Annotated in this window: 14 protein-coding genes and 1 tRNA gene; 11 read left to right on the forward strand and 4 right to left on the reverse strand. The window is 39.1% G+C overall.

The window, feature by feature from the left end; translation table 11 throughout:
• Positions 1 to 48: 48 nt before the first annotated feature.
• Positions 49 to 1,077 (reverse strand): hypothetical protein, encoded by a 1,029-nt coding sequence (locus tag MMO42_RS09515; RefSeq protein ID WP_241320341.1) that lies wholly within the window; start codon positions 1,075 to 1,077, stop codon positions 49 to 51.
• 173 nt (positions 1,078 to 1,250) lie between these two features.
• Complete coding sequence (queA, locus tag MMO42_RS09520; RefSeq protein WP_241320342.1) at positions 1,251 to 2,288, reverse strand: tRNA preQ1(34) S-adenosylmethionine ribosyltransferase-isomerase QueA; 1,038 nt, start codon at positions 2,286 to 2,288, stop codon at positions 1,251 to 1,253.
• Positions 2,289 to 2,468: 180 nt separating this feature from the next.
• Here queA and MMO42_RS09525 point away from each other — a divergent pair.
• The 11 genes from MMO42_RS09525 (at position 2,469) to MMO42_RS09575 (ending at position 15,271) form a co-directional block, all read left to right on the forward strand.
• Positions 2,469 to 2,555, forward strand: a tRNA-Leu gene (locus tag MMO42_RS09525).
• 557 nt (positions 2,556 to 3,112) lie between these two features.
• On the forward strand, positions 3,113 to 3,910 hold the full coding sequence (locus MMO42_RS09530) for a nucleotide-binding protein (RefSeq protein ID WP_241320343.1): 798 nt from the start codon (positions 3,113 to 3,115) through the stop codon (positions 3,908 to 3,910).
• 199 nt (positions 3,911 to 4,109) lie between these two features.
• Positions 4,110 to 4,910 carry a nucleotide-binding protein gene (locus tag MMO42_RS09535; RefSeq protein WP_241320344.1) on the forward strand — a complete coding sequence of 267 codons (801 nt, stop codon included), beginning with the start codon at positions 4,110 to 4,112 and terminating at the stop codon, positions 4,908 to 4,910.
• Between the two features lie 308 nt (positions 4,911 to 5,218).
• The gene (locus tag MMO42_RS09540) at positions 5,219 to 6,490 is read left to right on the forward strand and encodes a HAMP domain-containing sensor histidine kinase (RefSeq protein WP_241320345.1); all 1,272 of its coding nucleotides are present in this window, start codon (positions 5,219 to 5,221) and stop codon (positions 6,488 to 6,490) included.
• A 72-nt stretch (positions 6,491 to 6,562) separates the two neighbouring features.
• Entirely contained in the window at positions 6,563 to 9,310 is a 2,748-nt protein-coding gene (gene glnE / locus MMO42_RS09545) for a bifunctional [glutamate--ammonia ligase]-adenylyl-L-tyrosine phosphorylase/[glutamate--ammonia-ligase] adenylyltransferase (RefSeq protein ID WP_241320346.1), read from the forward strand.
• A 29-nt stretch (positions 9,311 to 9,339) separates the two neighbouring features.
• Complete coding sequence (locus tag MMO42_RS09550) at positions 9,340 to 10,266, forward strand: branched-chain amino acid transaminase (RefSeq protein WP_005149867.1); 927 nt, start codon at positions 9,340 to 9,342, stop codon at positions 10,264 to 10,266.
• A 138-nt stretch (positions 10,267 to 10,404) separates the two neighbouring features.
• Positions 10,405 to 11,565 (forward strand): nucleotide sugar dehydrogenase, encoded by a 1,161-nt coding sequence (locus tag MMO42_RS09555; RefSeq protein ID WP_241320347.1) that lies wholly within the window; start codon positions 10,405 to 10,407, stop codon positions 11,563 to 11,565.
• 173 nt (positions 11,566 to 11,738) lie between these two features.
• On the forward strand, positions 11,739 to 12,494 hold the full coding sequence (locus MMO42_RS09560; RefSeq protein ID WP_241320348.1) for a glycosyltransferase: 756 nt from the start codon (positions 11,739 to 11,741) through the stop codon (positions 12,492 to 12,494).
• Positions 12,495 to 12,517: 23 nt separating this feature from the next.
• Positions 12,518 to 13,513: a Stealth CR1 domain-containing protein gene (locus tag MMO42_RS09565; RefSeq protein ID WP_241320349.1), complete on the forward strand. Its 996-nt coding sequence runs from the start codon at positions 12,518 to 12,520 to the stop codon at positions 13,511 to 13,513.
• A gap of 15 nt (positions 13,514 to 13,528) precedes the next feature.
• Positions 13,529 to 14,287, forward strand: a complete 759-nt coding sequence (locus MMO42_RS09570) for a glycosyltransferase family 25 protein (RefSeq protein ID WP_241320350.1) — start codon at positions 13,529 to 13,531, stop codon at positions 14,285 to 14,287.
• Between the two features lie 72 nt (positions 14,288 to 14,359).
• Positions 14,360 to 15,271 carry a capsular polysaccharide synthesis protein gene (locus MMO42_RS09575; protein WP_241320351.1) on the forward strand — a complete coding sequence of 304 codons (912 nt, stop codon included), beginning with the start codon at positions 14,360 to 14,362 and terminating at the stop codon, positions 15,269 to 15,271.
• Positions 15,272 to 15,288: 17 nt separating this feature from the next.
• Here MMO42_RS09575 and MMO42_RS09580 read toward each other — a convergent pair whose 3' ends face one another.
• Positions 15,289 to 16,185 carry a lipopolysaccharide biosynthesis protein gene (locus MMO42_RS09580; protein WP_241320352.1) on the reverse strand — a complete coding sequence of 299 codons (897 nt, stop codon included), beginning with the start codon at positions 16,183 to 16,185 and terminating at the stop codon, positions 15,289 to 15,291.
• 79 nt (positions 16,186 to 16,264) lie between these two features.
• Entirely contained in the window at positions 16,265 to 17,167 is a 903-nt protein-coding gene (locus MMO42_RS09585; protein ID WP_241320353.1) for a glycosyl transferase, read from the reverse strand.
• Positions 17,168 to 17,263: the final 96 nt, after the last annotated feature.

Here is a 17,263-nt window from a genome sequence, read left to right on the forward strand (position 1 = left end):
TGTTATTTCCCTTAAATTCTCGCTTTATTAAAAGAGAGCTCGGGAGAATTATTGAATTACATTGAGCATCAATTGTTGAAATTTCTGATATTGCGGCATGGTCATGGTGCGTAAGTGCCCGCGTAATGCTGAAATATCATGAATTTCACTGCGTTTACTGGCGGTTTGGAAAAGATTTTGTTCGCCTACATAACACAGGATTTGCTCTTCATGATGATAAATTAAATCACCTCTAAAATGTTGAAAAAAATCATGTAATTTTAAAGTCAGACTCGGGCTGATTTCTTTCGCTAACTGATGCTGATTGAGGCCAAAAATATTCAATTCTTGATTAATCAAAATATCACTGCTTTGCCATGAACTGGTATATGGTTCAAAAAAACGAGAACGCTGATTACTCACTGCAATACCAAGAGCAGGCATTTGAAAGATAAATGCGCCCCACAAATCTTTATGGATCTCTTTGACGATTTTTTTATCGTTACCTTGGTCCTGAAGAATTGGCATTTCGCTAACATAGTGGTACTGGAACAGTAACACCTGATGGTCGGTTGTGCCATCGTTCCATGTGGTAGACGCGTATTGGGTAATCTCGTTCGATTCATTGCCACGATTAAATAGCGGGAAATGCTGCTTTAACTTACTCAGGACCAAGAGGGGCTGCGCCTGAATGGGTAAATAAGCAGGCAATTGCTGGAACTGCAAACCATAACGTAATACGGTCATTCGTTCTTCTAAATAGCGAATTACTCGTGTTAATGGCTCTTGTGGCTCATAAAGTAAATAGGCTAGAAAACCTGTCAAAAATGCGCCGAGCAGACTCCAGATATATTGAATATGCGGATGGAGAAAATAGCCAAACACCAAGGTTCCAATACTAATGAGCGCTAGTAAATAAGGCAGCACATTAAAAAAACGCAGGCTATGATCGTCACGCCACGGATGCAAGGCATCTAACAAGTCTTGATCCGTATGCGACTTTTGTCCTGCCTCCCAAAGCCGAGCAATATTGTGAAAAACCTGCGCATTTTTTTTACGTCGGATATGCAGTGCTTGTTGTACAGTGTCGATCGGCATGGAATTAATGGATTCATTATAATTGGTCTGTATTGTTTTGATTATGCTTTAAATTTCAGAAACTAAGAAGTCTATAATCTAAATCTAACGGTCTTTTTTTATTTTAATGAATGGTGGTTTATTTGAAGTTTTGAGGAGATAGGCTAAACCGTGATTTAGCCTATTGATCCATATTAAGCGTCGAGTTTGTCCACTAACATCGCATCGCCATAACTAAAGAAGCGATAACGTTGTTCTACTGCATGAGTATAAGCAGCCAAGATATTATCTCGATTCGATAATGCTGAAACTAGCATTAACAAGGTCGATTCAGGTAAATGGAAGTTGGTAATCAAACGATCCACGATACAGAACTGATAACCTGGGTAGATAAAGATTTGCGTATCACCTGTCCAAGCTGCAATTTGGCCTTGATTGGCTTGTGCTGCACTCTCTAGGGCGCGGGTCGCCGTAGTGCCTACCGCAATGACTTTATTACCGCGTGCTTTGGTTTCTAAAATCAGGTCAATGGTCGCTTGTGGCACATCACACCACTCACTGTGCATAATGTGATTGGTAATATCCGTAGTACGTACAGGCATAAATGTACCTGCACCAACATGCAAGGTTACAAAGGTTTTTTGCACGCCTTTAGCAGCTAGTTTTTCTAATAAGCCTTGGTCGAAATGCAGACTGGCTGTTGGCGCAGCGACACTGGCAATTTTTTCAGGATCGTGGAATACGGTTTGATAACGCTCGGTATCAATTTCTTCGGCTTCACGGTTGAAATAAGGTGGGATCGGGAGCTGACCGTATTGATCCAGTACCGACAAAATTGGTTGTGAAAACTTCACCACAAACAGATTTTCATGGCGACCTTGTACCGTGACAGGAACAGCATCTTCACCGATATACAGTTCTGCGCCAGCTTTAGGTGAGTTGCTTGATTTGATATGGCAATGAGCAGTGTGGATGTCCAACATGCGTTCAACCAGCACTTCGATTGCACCTCCAGTAGCACGTTTGCCTTTTAAGCGTGCTTTCATGACTTTGGTGTCATTCAGCACCAGTAAATCACCGTCTTCAAGTAAATCCAGAATATCGGTAAACGCATGGTCATGATATTGGCCTTTGGCATCGATATGGAGCAGGCGAGATGCGCTACGGCTGTCTAATGGGTAGCGAGCAATAAGTTCATCGGGGAGATCAAACGAAAAGTCGGAGAGTTGCATACATCTAAAACATTGCAAAAATTGGGCGTAGTATAGTCTTTTTTGTATTTTCTCGCTGAGTTCGCGTGTTTATAAGCAGAAAAATATCTGAATGATTTAAAAGTGAGCAATAAGCGTGAGTTAGTGTTTGACAATAAAATCAAACAGGTTATTATACGCAACACAAAGCATCGCACTCTTCCCGAGGTGGTGAAATTGGTAGACGCGGCGGACTCAAAATCCGCTGTCAGAGATGACGTGTCGGTTCGAGTCCGACCCTCGGGACCAAGATTCAAAGACCCCAAGCTGGTATTAAAGGCTTGGGGTTTTTTCATTTCTAGCGGTTGTGTTTTTTATGGTATTTACGGGTTTTTTTAGGTATATATTTCCACATGTTTTTCACATTTTTTTGTGGGTTTATTTTTGAAAATTAGGAACTTGTTGCATAAAATGAGTTTGTCTGTTTATCAACAAGCAAACGGCTCATGGCGAGCTCATTTGCGTGTATTGGATGTGCGTTGCAGTAAGGTTGGGAAAACAAAAACTCAAGTGCTGAAATGCGCGAAAGAGTCATGAACCGAGAGGACTTAGAAGCTTTACACTAAGAAAGAGTTGATATCTGGTTTCTACGTACAGGGGACGTTTTTGTTCTGATCTACTTTCAAATGATGCCAAGGAGTTATTAAAACTTTGGGAGCAAGTTGACCCAGCACAGCATGCAACTTTACTGACGTTGGTCAGAAATTTTGCTGAGAGTTTTGGCAAAAAATAAGGAAAATTAAAATATTAAAAGATAATTTATAAATGATAAACTCCTAACAATTTAACGAAATTAAGGGTTTATTATGGATAAAAATGAATTGCTAGAAAAATTAAATGGATATCATTCAAGAATAGTTTCAGATGTACGTGCTGAGCTACAAATAGATTATGAGATGGGTGCTGCAAGATGGGAATCTTGGTGTATAAGTGTTCAACAGTTTTTTGAAGCTAATTTGCCAGGTTATTTAAATAAGCTTAAAAGAATTTTTAGCGCACCCCTAAGAATAGGTATGTATACTACTAAAGCCAATTCATTAGAGGTTGCTCAGATTAGTCCATCTTATGCTTTTTTATCATCTTTAATACGAGACATTGAATCAGATGATTATTTAAATTTACCGCAGAAAATAAATGCAGATACTAAGAAAAATAATAGTTTGGATCGGAAAGCTTTTATCGTCCATGGGCACGATGAAGCAACTAAGTTTAAAACAGCTCGATTCTTAGAAAAACTAGGATTTGATGCAATCATTTTGCATGAACAGGCAAATGGTGGCAAAACGATTATTGAAAAATTAGAACATTTTATAGATGTTGGATTTGGGATAGTTCTTTATACACCTGATGATGTAGGTGAGGCTGTTAGTAAGAAAGATCAGCTTCAACCTAGAGCAAGGCAGAACGTTGTATTTGAACATGGTTTACTTATTGGTAAGTTAACACGTGAAAGGGTTTTTCCTTTGGTAACTGATCATAGTGTGGAATTACCAGGCGATATTGGCGGAATGGTTTATCTATCTGATAGAAACTGGGAAATTGACTTAGCAAGAGAGATAAGATCTTTAGGTTATGAGGTCGATCTAAATTCTTTATTTAATTGACTTACTATTTGAGGGTGTTAATCAAAGACACAAATTTTTGATAAATTATTATAAAGAAGCTATTTAAAAAGTTTAGATTTAACATAAATCTCCAAACGAGATAATTTAAAATCTTTTATATCCTTAGTTTTTGCTTGGAAAAAATGATAATATTTTAACAATGTTAAGTAGTTATAACTAAATCTAAATAGAGCTATGTATGGATAAAGAACAATTAATTGCTGAATTAACTAGATTTAAGGAACGATTGGAAGGGGAGGTTTACTCAGCATATCTGCATAAAGGAAGCGATTTTGGTACAGAACGCTTTGGTGCTTGGACAAGAGCTATATACCATTTTTTGGAAAATAACCTACCATCGTACAAATCTAAGCTTCACACAATACTCAATCCTGGTATTTATTTTGGGTATGGTGATCCAGTTAATCAGTTTTTAAATGATGAGTATTCCCCGTCATTGTCATTCATAGATTCTTTGATATTAGATATAGAAAATAATGAGGTGGAGTTTGTTTTAGCGAAGACACCAGAAAAAGAATCTCAAAAGATAAAGCCTAGTAAGCTTTTGAGAAAAGCATTTATCGTTCATGGGCATGATGAAGCAACTAAATTTAAAACAGCTCGATTCTTAGAAAAACTTGGGTTCGATGTGATTATTTTACATGAACAAGCGAATGGTGGGAAAACGATCATTGAAAAATTAGAGCACTTTACTGATGTTGGGTTTGGTATTGTTTTATATACACCAGATGATGAAGGATCAGTAAAAGATAAAAAAAATTATCAGCCTCGCGCCCGTCAAAATGTTGTATTTGAACATGGTTTATTGATTGGAAAACTAGGTAGAGATAAAGTTTTCCCATTAGTCACAGATCATAGTGTTGAATTACCTGGAGATATCAATGGTATGGTTTATTTATCTGATACAAACTGGGAACTTCAATTAGCTAAAGAAATAAGAGAGCTAGGATATGAAATTGATATGAATAAAGTTATCTAATGCTAGTCCCCCCGCCCCCAAGAGGGCTTTTTACTCTTTATTGATAGATTTTTGGACAAGTCGAACTTGCTCTTGAATAATTAATAAAGTTGCATTGACATAATAAACTAAGTAATAGAGGTAGCTCACCTGTTGTTAATGTTGGACAGGGCTCAAGTTAAAATTTAATGAAATTTCACGTTTTGTTGCGAATTGATTGAATCAACAATTGCCTTTTCTGTTAAAGTTTGTTAATACTAAGTGATAGTTTTCACATTTTTTTTATAAAACGTAAAGAACCGTATAACGATAATATTCGAGAGGCGGGAATGACGATTCAATTATTAGAACTACAGCAAGCTGAAAAGTTAAGCGCTTGTAAAATCTCTCTTTCTTTGGGGCTAACTTCAGAGCAGAACTTGCTTGAGCAATTTTTACAATTCAACCGAAAGCTGATGCAAGCCAGTACCGCATTACTGTCATTTCATCAAGAACCCTATCTGTGGCACCGCTGTCCTGAAAAACTCAAAGCGATTGATTCTGCAAAAGTTACCAAAAGTTTAAATACCTTATTCGTCAATGGTGATCTGGTCGATAGCGATCATCCGCAATATCAAACATTGTTAGCATTTCTTGTACCACTGAAAAAGAAAATCCAAACTGCGATTGCTCTGCATCTCAGGCATCCAGATCAAACCTCACTTGGGTATATCATTCTGTTTGATGAAGCTGCTCAAGGCTTTAATGAATTACAAAAACAACTCCTCCAAGAACATTGCATCAATTTCATGCAGCAACTGGAATTGAAGTTTAACCATGACGAGTTGAAAGAATTATACGAACAAGAATCCGCACTGAATTTTAGTAAAACCAAATTCTTTTCCATTATTTCACATGATTTACGTGCACCATTTCATGGTCTATTAGGCTTCTCTGAAATCTTAGCCAAAGAACGTGAAACCTTAGACGAATCCAGTATTCAAAATATTGCGGACTATCTCTACGACACTTCGCAATCGACCTATAACTTATTGGAAAGTTTACTGAATTGGTCAATGGCAGAAGGTGGTCGCTTTGTCTATCATCCGATTAATTTCAAGTTACGTCAAATCACCAGTATTGTGACCGATATTCTCAAAACCTTGGCAATCAAGAAGAATATTCAACTGATTAATGAAGTAGATGAAAATCTAAAAGTCTATGCCGATATGAATATGATCACTTCGGTGATTCAGAACTTAGTCTCCAATGCACTGAAATTTACCGATGTTGATGGAACGGGCAAAGTCTATATCCAAGCACAACACAAAGGCACCTATGTCGAAATCTATGTCAAAGACACAGGCTTAGGCATGACCCAAGAACAAATTAAAGATCTGTTTCAGCCGCGCATCACCATGAGCTATAAAGGTACGGCAGGAGAGAAGGGCGCGGGTTTAGGTTTGAGTTTATGTAAACGCTTTGTGGAAATGAATTTGGGTGAAATCAACGTCACCTCCAATGAAGGTGAAGGCACGATCTTTACCGTATTGCTGCCGATTGAACGTGAACAGGTTGATTTATGTACCGATCAACAAAAAACTAAAGCGAAATTAGTCTAAAGAGATTTTAAAGATAAGCTTGTAACTGATATAACTAACCAAGATGACATGACATCAGTCGAGCCTTTTTATATGAATGCGCAACAGCTACAAAAAACCTTAGTTGCAAGCCAATATGCTGAACAAGTTTTAAATTTATACAAAGCAGAATTAGAACAAGACTATTCCGAAGCTCAATTTCTTGACTCGCTGTCGACTGAAACCATCCATCAAAAAGTCCAATTGGCTGTAGCCGAAGTCACAGATGAACAGGCGTGGATGAAAGCCTTACGTATCTTACGTGCCAAGTTGATGTTCCGCTGGATTTGGCAAGATGCCAATCAACTGACCAATGTGGTGACGCTGACACGTGAACTGTCTGATTTTGCCGATGCCAGTATTTGTGCAGCCAAAGCCTTTGCATTACCTCCTTTATTAGCCAAGCATGGTGAACCGATTGGTTACTCTGGGCAATTACAAGACCTGATCGTGATTGGTATGGGTAAGCTCGGTGCACAAGAGCTGAATTTATCCAGCGATATTGACTTGATTTTCGCCTTTGATGAACAGGGCGAAACCAATGGGCGTAAATGTATTGATGTACAGCAGTTTTGCATTCTGTGGGGACAGAAGCTGATTTATTTGCTTGATCATATTACCGCAGATGGTTTTGTATTCCGTGTCGATATGCGTTTACGTCCGTGGGGTGATGGTTCAGCGTTAGCGATTAGCCATAGTGGTCTGGAAAAATATTTAAGCCAGCATGGGCGTGAATGGGAACGCTATGCTTGGATTAAGGCGCGGGTAATCACGGGCAGCAAAGCAGGTGCCGAGTTATTGGATATGTCGCGTCCGTTTGTATTCCGCCGTTATGTCGATTATTCCGCTTTCGCAGCCATGCGAGAAATGAAAGCCATGATCGAGCGTGAGGTTATGCGCCGTAATATTGAAGATGACATTAAATTGGGTGCAGGCGGGATTCGTGAAATCGAATTCATCGTGCAGGTGTTTCAATTGATCTATGGTGGATCGAAGCGTGAATTACAAGATCGTCAGTGCTTGGTAAATTTGCATCATTTGGGCGAAGCTGAATTATTAGATCAGCAAGCGGTAATTGATCTGGAAGATGCTTATTTATTCTTGAGACGGGTTGAGCACGCGATTCAGGCCTTGAATGATCAGCAAACCCAGTCTTTACCAACCGAACCAGAACTTCGACAACGGATGTTGGATACGCTTGGTTTTGCCGATTGGCCTGCGTTCTTAGCCGTGCTGAATCAGAAGCGTGATAAGGTCAAAGTTCAGTTTAAACAATTGATTCAGGAAAAAGAGTTCTCTGAACCTGTGGATGACTTTGTCCTCCTTGAGCAAAAACTCAATGCAGTGCTGGATGATAACGCCAAGAATCTGATTCAAAACTTTTGGCATGGGCAAGCACTTCGTAAGATCCCAGCCAGTGCTTTAGAGCGCTTAAAGAAATTTTGGCCGCATTTGATTGAGGCGATTTTACAGTCTGAGCAACCGCAAGTGGCTCTGTTGCGTTTGATGCCTTTAGTTGAATCCGTACTACGCCGTACGGTCTATCTGGTGATGCTGATGGAAAGTCGTGGGGCATTGCAGCGACTGGTCAAGATGGCAACTGTTAGCCCGTGGATTTGTGAAGAGTTGGCGCAATATCCAGTGCTTTTAGATGAGTTCCTGTCGATGGATTTTGGCTTGCCGCAACGCAAAGATCTTGAAGATTCACTGCGTCAGCAATTACTGCGCATCGAGATTGATCAAGTCGAGGATCAGATGCGTGTGCTGCGCTTATTTAAAAAGAGCAATGTCCTAACCGTTGCTGCTAGTGATGTGTTGGCTGAAAGTCCGTTGATGAAAGTCTCAGATGCACTGACTGATATTGCTGAGGTGAGTGTGCAAGCGACACTGCGTTTGGCTTATGAGGCAGTTGCAGAACGTCATGGTTATCCTGTAGGCAATGATGGACAGCGGTGTAGTCTGGATAACAAAGGCTTTACGGTGATCGCCTATGGTAAATTGGGTGGCATCGAGTTGGGTTATGGCTCAGATTTGGACTTGGTCTTTATTCACGCCTTTGAAGAACAAAGTGAAACCGATGGCCGCAAGGGCATTAGTGGGGCTGAATTCGCGATTCGTGTGGCACAAAAATTTATGTCACTTATGACTACACAAACGCTGGATGGGCGTGTCTATGAAATTGATACACGCCTTCGCCCTTCGGGTGAAGCAGGGATGTTGGTCACCAGTTTAAAAGCCTATGAACAATATCAGCAAAAGAGCGCATGGTTGTGGGAACATCAAGCCTTGGTGCGTGCCCGTTCGATTGCTGGTGATACTGGATTATGCAAGCAATTTGAACAGATTCGTTGCCAAATTCTGACTCAAGTTCGTGATGAAAATGAAGTGCGTGAAGAAGTGCTGAAAATGCGCCAAAAGATGAAAGATCATTTGGGATCATCTTCTGAGCAAAAAAAACATGGGATTTTTCATTTAAAACAGGACTCAGGTGGTATCGTTGATATCGAATTTATGGCACAGTATGCTGTGCTTGCATGGAGTGGGACGAATACAGATCTCGCCCATTTTTCCGACAATGTAAGAATTCTAGAAGATGCTGCTAAAGCAGGCTGCTTATCCAGTGAAGATGCCACAGCATTAATACACGCTTATCTCCGTGAACGAGCTGAGAGCCACCGTCTAGCGCTTGCAAATCAATCTATGCAAGTCAATGCTGCGGATTGGCACGATACCCGCGAGATCGTTTGCAAGTTATGGCAAAGATTAATTGATCCAACTGCGCAAGCATTGGAAAGTGAATAATTGTGTAAAAAGAAAATGGAGTATGTGCGATGAGTTTGGCTGATCGTGATGGTTTTATTTGGCAAGATGGAAAGTTAGTTGATTGGCGTGATGCAAAAATTCACGTCTTAACTCACACACTACACTACAGCATGGGTGTCTTTGAAGGCGTCAGAGCTTACGAAACACCGAATGGTACAGCAATCTTCCGTTTGCAAGATCATACTAAGCGCTTATTAAATTCAGCAAAAATTTATCAAATGAATGTTCCATTTGATCAAGCGACACTAGAACAAGCACAAATTGATGTTGTGCGTGAAAATAAACTAGCATCTTGCTACCTGCGTCCATTGATTTGGATTGGTTCTGAAAAACTCGGTATCGCAGCGACGGATAATACCATTCATGCAGCAGTTGCAGCATGGGGTTGGGGCGCATATCTAGGTGAAGAAGCAATGGCACACGGTATTCGTGTCAAAACCTCTTCATTCACGCACCACCATCCAAACGTGACTATGTGTAAAGCAAAAGCCTGTGGTAACTACACAGTGTCAATCTTGGCACATCAGGAAGTTGCGCGTTCAGGTTATGACGAAGCTATGTTACTTGATCCACAAGGTTTTGTTTGCCAAGGTGCAGGCGAGAACGTGTTCTTAATTAAGGATGGCGTATTGCATACCCCTGATTTGGCAGGTGGTGCATTGGAAGGGATTACGCGTCAAACCGTGATTACCATTGCCAAAGATCTGGGTTATGAAGTAGTTGAACGCCGTATTACACGTGATGAATTCTACATCGCAGATGAAGCATTCTTTACCGGTACTGCTGCGGAAGTAACGCCAATTCGTGAATATGATGACCGTGAAATCGGTTGTGGTTCACGTGGCCCAATCACTACTGTAATTCAAAAGACCTTCTTTGATGCGGTACAAGGTCGCAATGACAAGTATGCACACTGGTTAACTTATATTAAATAAGTTGAAACCATTGCAAAGGCGAAGCTTAGGCTTCGCTTTTTTATTGTCTGACTGTCAACAGATTGCAATCAAAGCATCATCAATCTTTCATTTAACTGGACTAGCTTGAGGCTAAGTACAATTAAAAATCGAGAAAGAATGAAAATTACGGTCGTTGGTGCAGGTTATGTCGGCTTATCAAATGCCTTGTTATTTTCAAAACAACACGATGTCATGATTTTGGACATTGATAAAAATAGAGTAAAAAGCATCAACCAGAAAGTGTCGCCGATAAGTGATACCTGTATTCAAAGCTATTTATCCGAATCACATATTGAAGCAACTTGCGATAAAGCGCTGGCCTATCAGAATGCCAAACTCATTATTATTGCGACACCAACCAACTATAATCCTGAAACCAATTACTTTGATACCAGTAGCATTGAAGCGGTGATTGAGGATATTCAGAATATTAATCCCAAAGCCTTGATACTGATCAAATCTACCGTTCCAGTCGGTTATACCGCTGAGACTTCTAAAAAATTCGGTCTTAAAAATTTAATCTTTTCGCCTGAGTTTTTGCGTGAAGGGCAAGCTTTGCAAGACAATCTCTATCCCTCACGGATTATTGTGGGGGAAAAATCCAAGCGAGCGGAAAAAATTGCCAAACTCTACCTCAAGGCAACCATTACAAAAGATGCGGTCCTGTTGTGTGTCGATTCGACTGAAGCTGAAGCGATTAAACTTTTTTCCAATACATACTTGGCCATGCGTGTAGCATTCTTTAATGAGTTGGATACCTATTGTATGAAGCATAAGCTGAGTGCATTGGATATTATTAATGGTGTGGGTTTGGATCAGCGTATTGGTGATCATTACAACAATCCTTCCTTTGGTTATGGGGGCTATTGCCTGCCCAAAGACACTAAACAGTTATTGGCCAATTATCATGAAACACCGCAAGAGTTGATTTCAGCGATCATTCGTTCTAATCAAACCCGCAAGCAGGCCATTATTGAAGATATTTTGAGTCGTAAGGTTTCGAGTGTTGGTGTTTACCGCCTGACCATGAAAGCGGATTCAGATAATTTCAGAGAGTCGGCAGTACACGATGTGTTACAGGGTTTGGCTGATCAGGGGATTAAAATCATCATTTATGAACCGACCCTCGATGTAAAAGAATATTTGGGTCATCCTGTGGAAGCGAGCTTGCAAAAATTTAAATCAAAATCCGATTTAATTATTGTTAATCGAATGGTGCCTATGTTTAGTGATGTGATGGAAAAGATTTATACCCGAGATTTATTCGGGGTAAATTAGTCGTAATTTGAGTGGGATAAAAAGTAAATAAGCTGAATACGTTGACGAATTAATACTAAAAAAAATGATCAGCTCTATGCTAAGATGAGAATATATTCAGTGCATATGATTGAACGCTCTTGGATTTTTATGACAACGCGAACTTCCATATCTCAAGCATTTAAGGTTATCAGATGGTAGATATTCAACAAAATTCGGCAACTCATGAAGACAATGTGATTTTGTGCATGAAGTGGGGAACCAAATATGGTGCTGAGTACGTAAACCGTTTGTATAACATGGTCAAACGTCATCTGACCTTGCCCTTTAAAATGGTGTGTCTGACAGACCGTACCGAAGGGATTGACCCGAATATTCAATGTTTCCCAATTCCATCATTAGACTTACCTGCAGGTAGTCCTGAACGTGGTTGGAATAAGCTTTCAACCTTTGAGCCAGACTTGTATGGTCTAAAAGGCAATGCATTGTTCCTCGATCTGGATGTGGTCATCATTGATAATATTGACTGTTTCTTCCAAGCGGAAGGCGAGTTTTTGGTGATTCACGATTGGAAACGTCCATGGCGTATTACAGGAAATAGTTCGGTATATCGTTTTAAGTTGGGCGCTTTTCCTAAAATTCTGCCGTATTTCCGTGCAAACTTTACTGAGATCAGTCAAAAATTCCGTAATGAACAAGAGTACTTGTCTTGGTTTGTACATAAAGAAGGCAAGCTGAGCTATTGGAATAAAGACTGGTGCAAGAGCTATAAATATCACTGCTTAAGACGAGTGCCATTTGCTTATTTCCAGCCGCCAGTAAAACCGAAAGGCGCAAAAATTATTATTTTCCATGGCGAGATCAATCCACCTGATGCAATCAGTGGTGGTGGCGGTAAGTGGTATCGCTATGTGTTGCCATCGGACTGGATTAAAGAGTCTTGGCAGTAATAATCACAGATTGAGTTTTAGAAATGACCGATACTATACAACCAATTGATATCGTGATTGCTTGGGTTGATGGTAACGATCTCAACCTAAAACATAAGCGTCAGCAATATTTAGGTCAGCAAGAAGCATCTAATGCAGTTGAAGCGACCCGTTTTGCCAGCAATGATGAAATCTATTTTTGTATTGCGTCAATTTTAAAATACGTACCGTATTGTGGAAAGATCTATGTTGTGACCGATCAGCAGAAGCCAATTTGGCTCGATCAGTTTGAACAACAGGGTCTTTGTGCTGCAGGAAAAATTCATGTAGTCGACCATCAGCAATTATTCCGCAATTATGAATCAGCTTTGCCGACGTTTAATTCCTTAAGTATTGAAACCATGTTGTGGAATATTCAAGGAATCTCGGATTATTTTATTTATTTAAATGACGATTTCTTTTTCAATCAACTTTCCCAGCAGCAAGATTTTCTGGTCAATGAACAGATGGTGATCTATGGGCACTGGGAAAGTAATTTTATTAAGAAAATGAAGTACCTTTTGAGAAAGTTTATTCAAAATCGATTTGGTAAAGTTGCTCAGCCTAAGTATTCAATGGCTCAAATGTTGAGTGCGGATTGTATTGGATTAAATCGCTATTACGAGATCCATCATCGCCCACATATTTTAAGTAAAGTACTTTTAACAAGATATTTTGAGCAAAATACTGCGCTATTGTGGCAGCAGATCGCGTATAGATTTAGAAATATCGATCAGATATTGCCAGTAGGTTTATCAAATCATTTGGCTATTCAGCAGCAAACAGCCATTTTAAAAGAAGATGTTCGGATTGCGTATTTGAAAGATGGTCGTGATCTCAGTTCATTTATACAGACTTTATCAAATGAGCAGATCAAATTTGGCTGTATACAAAGTTTGGATCAATTGAATAAGGATGATGAGGCACGCGTCCGTCTCGCTCTCATCGAAAAGTTTAGAGATGTTTTGCCTAGTCAAATTCAACCGACTATTGCAGTATAAGCGAAGGAAAATCGGATGAAAGTTGTTACGTATCTCATTAACCTGGATGGTAGTGATCAGCGCCTAGCAAGTGCGACTGAACAATTACAGCAAGCGAATTGGGATTTTACTCGTTTTCCAGCCTATGACGGCCGTGGTAAATCTTTATCAGAATTTAAAGATTATGATGATGTAGAGGCGCAACGGATTTTAGGACGTAGTCTGATCAATTCTGAGTTAGGGTGCTATTTGAGCCATTATGGCTGTGCTGAAAAATTTCTTGAAACCGATGCAGATTATTTGGTGGTACTCGAGGATGACATTCAGGTTTTGCCTGAGTTTAAAGAAAAAATGGATGCTCTTTTCACATATCTGGATCAACATAAAGAACTGGATTGGTATGTCCTAAATATGGCTGCAAAAAAGAAAAAGCTAACCAAAGATATTGTACAACTCTCTGATTTTACGTTATGGCATGCCTATTATTTTCCGATTCGTGGGGTAGGTTTAGTGTGGTCTCGTAAGGGCGCTGAAGCATTTGTCAGATCTGGCAAGACCATTCAACTCCCTGTTGATGTGTTCTTTCAGAGCTGGCTCAGCAAAAATGGCAAAGGACTTGGAGTCTGGCAACCATTTGTACAACCCGCTGGCTTAGATAGCGATATTTTAGGCACGGTTGCCACTCAGGGTATTAAACGTAAAGCATTAGAAAACCGTAGCGCATCGCATGGTTTAAAAAAGCAAAAACGTATGTGGCGTGATCGTTTTTATGCAGTTAAGCATCTAATTTCTTGATATTTACTCAATAAGTAAACTTGTTCATTATGAATAGATGAAGATGATTTTTCTCTATAGCCGGATAGTTTTATGAAAATATTTAAAAAAATATTCTATATCCTGAAGTTTTATACGATGTATTCAAATAAGAAACGGGATATGAACGAGGCGATAGAAAATTACGCTGATGTTATTGTACTGAATCCCCAGTCTGAGAATGCTGCGATTCCCAAAATTATCTGGATGTATTGGGAAGGGGCTCTACCTAAGTTTGTAGAAAAATGTGTAGAAAATATCAGGACTAAAAACCCAGATTATCAGGTGAATTTTCTGAATCCTGAAACAGTGAAATCTTTCTGTGATATTGATTACAGTCGTCTGCAACATGCAACACCACAACAAAAAGCTGATCTCATTCGTTTTGAATTAATCTATCAATATGGTGGAATTTGGCTAGATGCAAGTACCATTGTTTATGAGAATCTGGATTGGATTCAGGAACTGATAGAGCGTCATAACACCAATAGTTTTGCTTATTATCGTGCAAAAAACACCACTCAGCTAGATTTCCCTGTACTAGAGAACTGGTTGTTGGCAAGTACAGAAAAAAATATCTTTTTTAAGTATTGGTTTGATGAGTTGGCTCAAGCTGTTGCAATGAGCCCTAAAGCGTATATTCAGCAGATCAGACAGACAGAACCACATTATCAGGAATTATTTCAGGAAATTGGACGTCTTGAATATCTGGTGGCTTATGTGGCGTGTCAGAAGGTCATGCGACATCATTTACCAAGCATGACTTTAATTAACTGTGATAAAAATGCGTTTTTCTATCAAGTAAAAAATAAATGGATGAAAGAAAGGGTCTTGATTGATCTAGCTATTAATCATTCGCCTGCAGAAAAACCGAAATTGATCAAATTAGCGGGAAAAGAAAGAAACATATTGAGTCACTATTATGTGAAAGGGATGTATTTCAAAGATTCTCTCATCGATATCTGAGTTATTTCCCGCATCTATTAAATAATGATATTGGGGTCAATTTTTTCAAAAGCTTGTACAGCACTTGTTCGAGATAGATTAAAAACCTGAATATCTTTTTCTTTAAATAAAACTGCTACAGTATCAAATGCTTGAAATACTTCATCGAGATGATGATTTAGGGTTGTAGGTTGTTGCTTTTCGGTATCTTCATAAAAACGCGGCTGAGAAAAGTTATTCATGTCTAAACCAGCAAGATAAATTTCTTTATAACCCTGAGTATAGAGAATCTGAAAAGCAACATAAGCCACTGTAAAATAGTCGAATGCCCCTTTATAAATATCGAGTGAAAAGCCAAAGCCTTTGTGAATAAAGAAGTCTTTTTCATTCTGATCGAAGTGTTTGGCATAATCTAAAAAACTCTCGACGTGGCCATCAGTAATTGTTTCAATCGTTTTGATCTGACAATGAATATCTTCAATTCGCACTTGCCTTAAAATCATGTCTAGACAACGGGGGGTAGTGAAAAAGATACAATTGCTATTCAAAACTTTTTTGACTAGATCGAACCGGCAGCCCACAAAGTTATGATCAATGATTACATAACTAGAAAAAGAGATTGAGTCAAATGCGATGGCACCATTTACACCAATATAGTCAAGGTCAGATCGATGCAGAATTTTAGGATCTAAATCCTGTATAGAAGGACCTGTTGCTACTAACATGCATTTTTTATGAGAAATTGGTTGTGGAATGAGGTTATTAGAAACCAAACTCTTCCTAAAATAAATTTTCTCGATACGATTCTGTGAATCTCTTTCAACAGTATAAAGTGGCCAGTAGCGACGGTTATGCTTTGCTGCCTTAGGGAAGAAAATTTTATAAATTAATTTATAAATACTTCTAGAAATACGACCTGAAAAGAAGCGAACCATTTAAAAACTCATTTATAAAAATAATCGAAGGCAATGAAACTAGATAACTGTATTTAGGTCATCTAGTTTCAGTTCTATTTTAGTCATCTAGAGAAAAACTTTTCTTTTTCAATTTTGTTTTTAAGTTATGTAAGGAGCGAGCAAACCAATTTTTATCTTCAGGTCGGGTGACTTTATTACCCCGATAATGAATTTGAGTTGCCTTAGAAAATTCACCAAATGGCTCAATTCGATAATTCTCAGGGTCATAGCCAGCTGCTAAAGCTTCTTGGTAATATTGGTCAAACAGTTCCGTCAGGTCATCGCGTGGATGAGGCATGATTTTACCATCGAACCAGTGTTTCTGACCCGCAGCCTCTAAACGCGGTAAAGAATACTTATGGCTGAACTGTGTACCCATATCAGAATAATGAAGGATTTTGATTTCATCGGCGGCTAAACCTTCACCATCAATGTTGTTATACGAGTTTTGATAGTTCTGTACTAATTTGGGCTTATCTTTTAAAAGCTGCATTAATTTCTTATGGCTTTCAGGGTCTGCTTGAATATCTTTTAATGAAGGAAGGTATGCTTTGGCTTTTTCACAGTCCCATACACAGGTACACAATCTCGCTGAATTCTTACCACCTTTGGCGATCACGATTGCTTCCTCAGTTTTAGGATGTGCCCAAAGCTCTGCAATGTCACATAAGACAACTACATCAGCATCCATATAAATGGCACGCCCTTCAAAGTTACATGACTCAGGAATTGCCCATCTAAAACCAGAAAAAGGGGTCGCCCAATGTTCTGTATGCCAACCTTCACCAGTTTGTTGATTGGTATACCATGGACTATTTTGATCATGACTCAGCTGCATCCATATAATTTCAACTGGATGTTTGGTATGCTTGCGGACACTATAGTCCAGAACCATCATTTGTTCTAAGTCGCAGTTATTTGGGTCGCAACCAACAAAAATTTTAATTGTGGAGTTAGACATTACTAGCTTCCAGTTTTATGGCTTTATTGATAATTATAGTCTAAAAAGAGGAGCTCTTTTTGAAATATTTCTCTACTTCTGGTTATGTTGTAAAGT

It is taken from the genome of Acinetobacter sp. ANC 3882 (genome assembly GCF_022549545.1).
In the GTDB taxonomy this organism is placed as follows: domain Bacteria; phylum Pseudomonadota; class Gammaproteobacteria; order Pseudomonadales; family Moraxellaceae; genus Acinetobacter.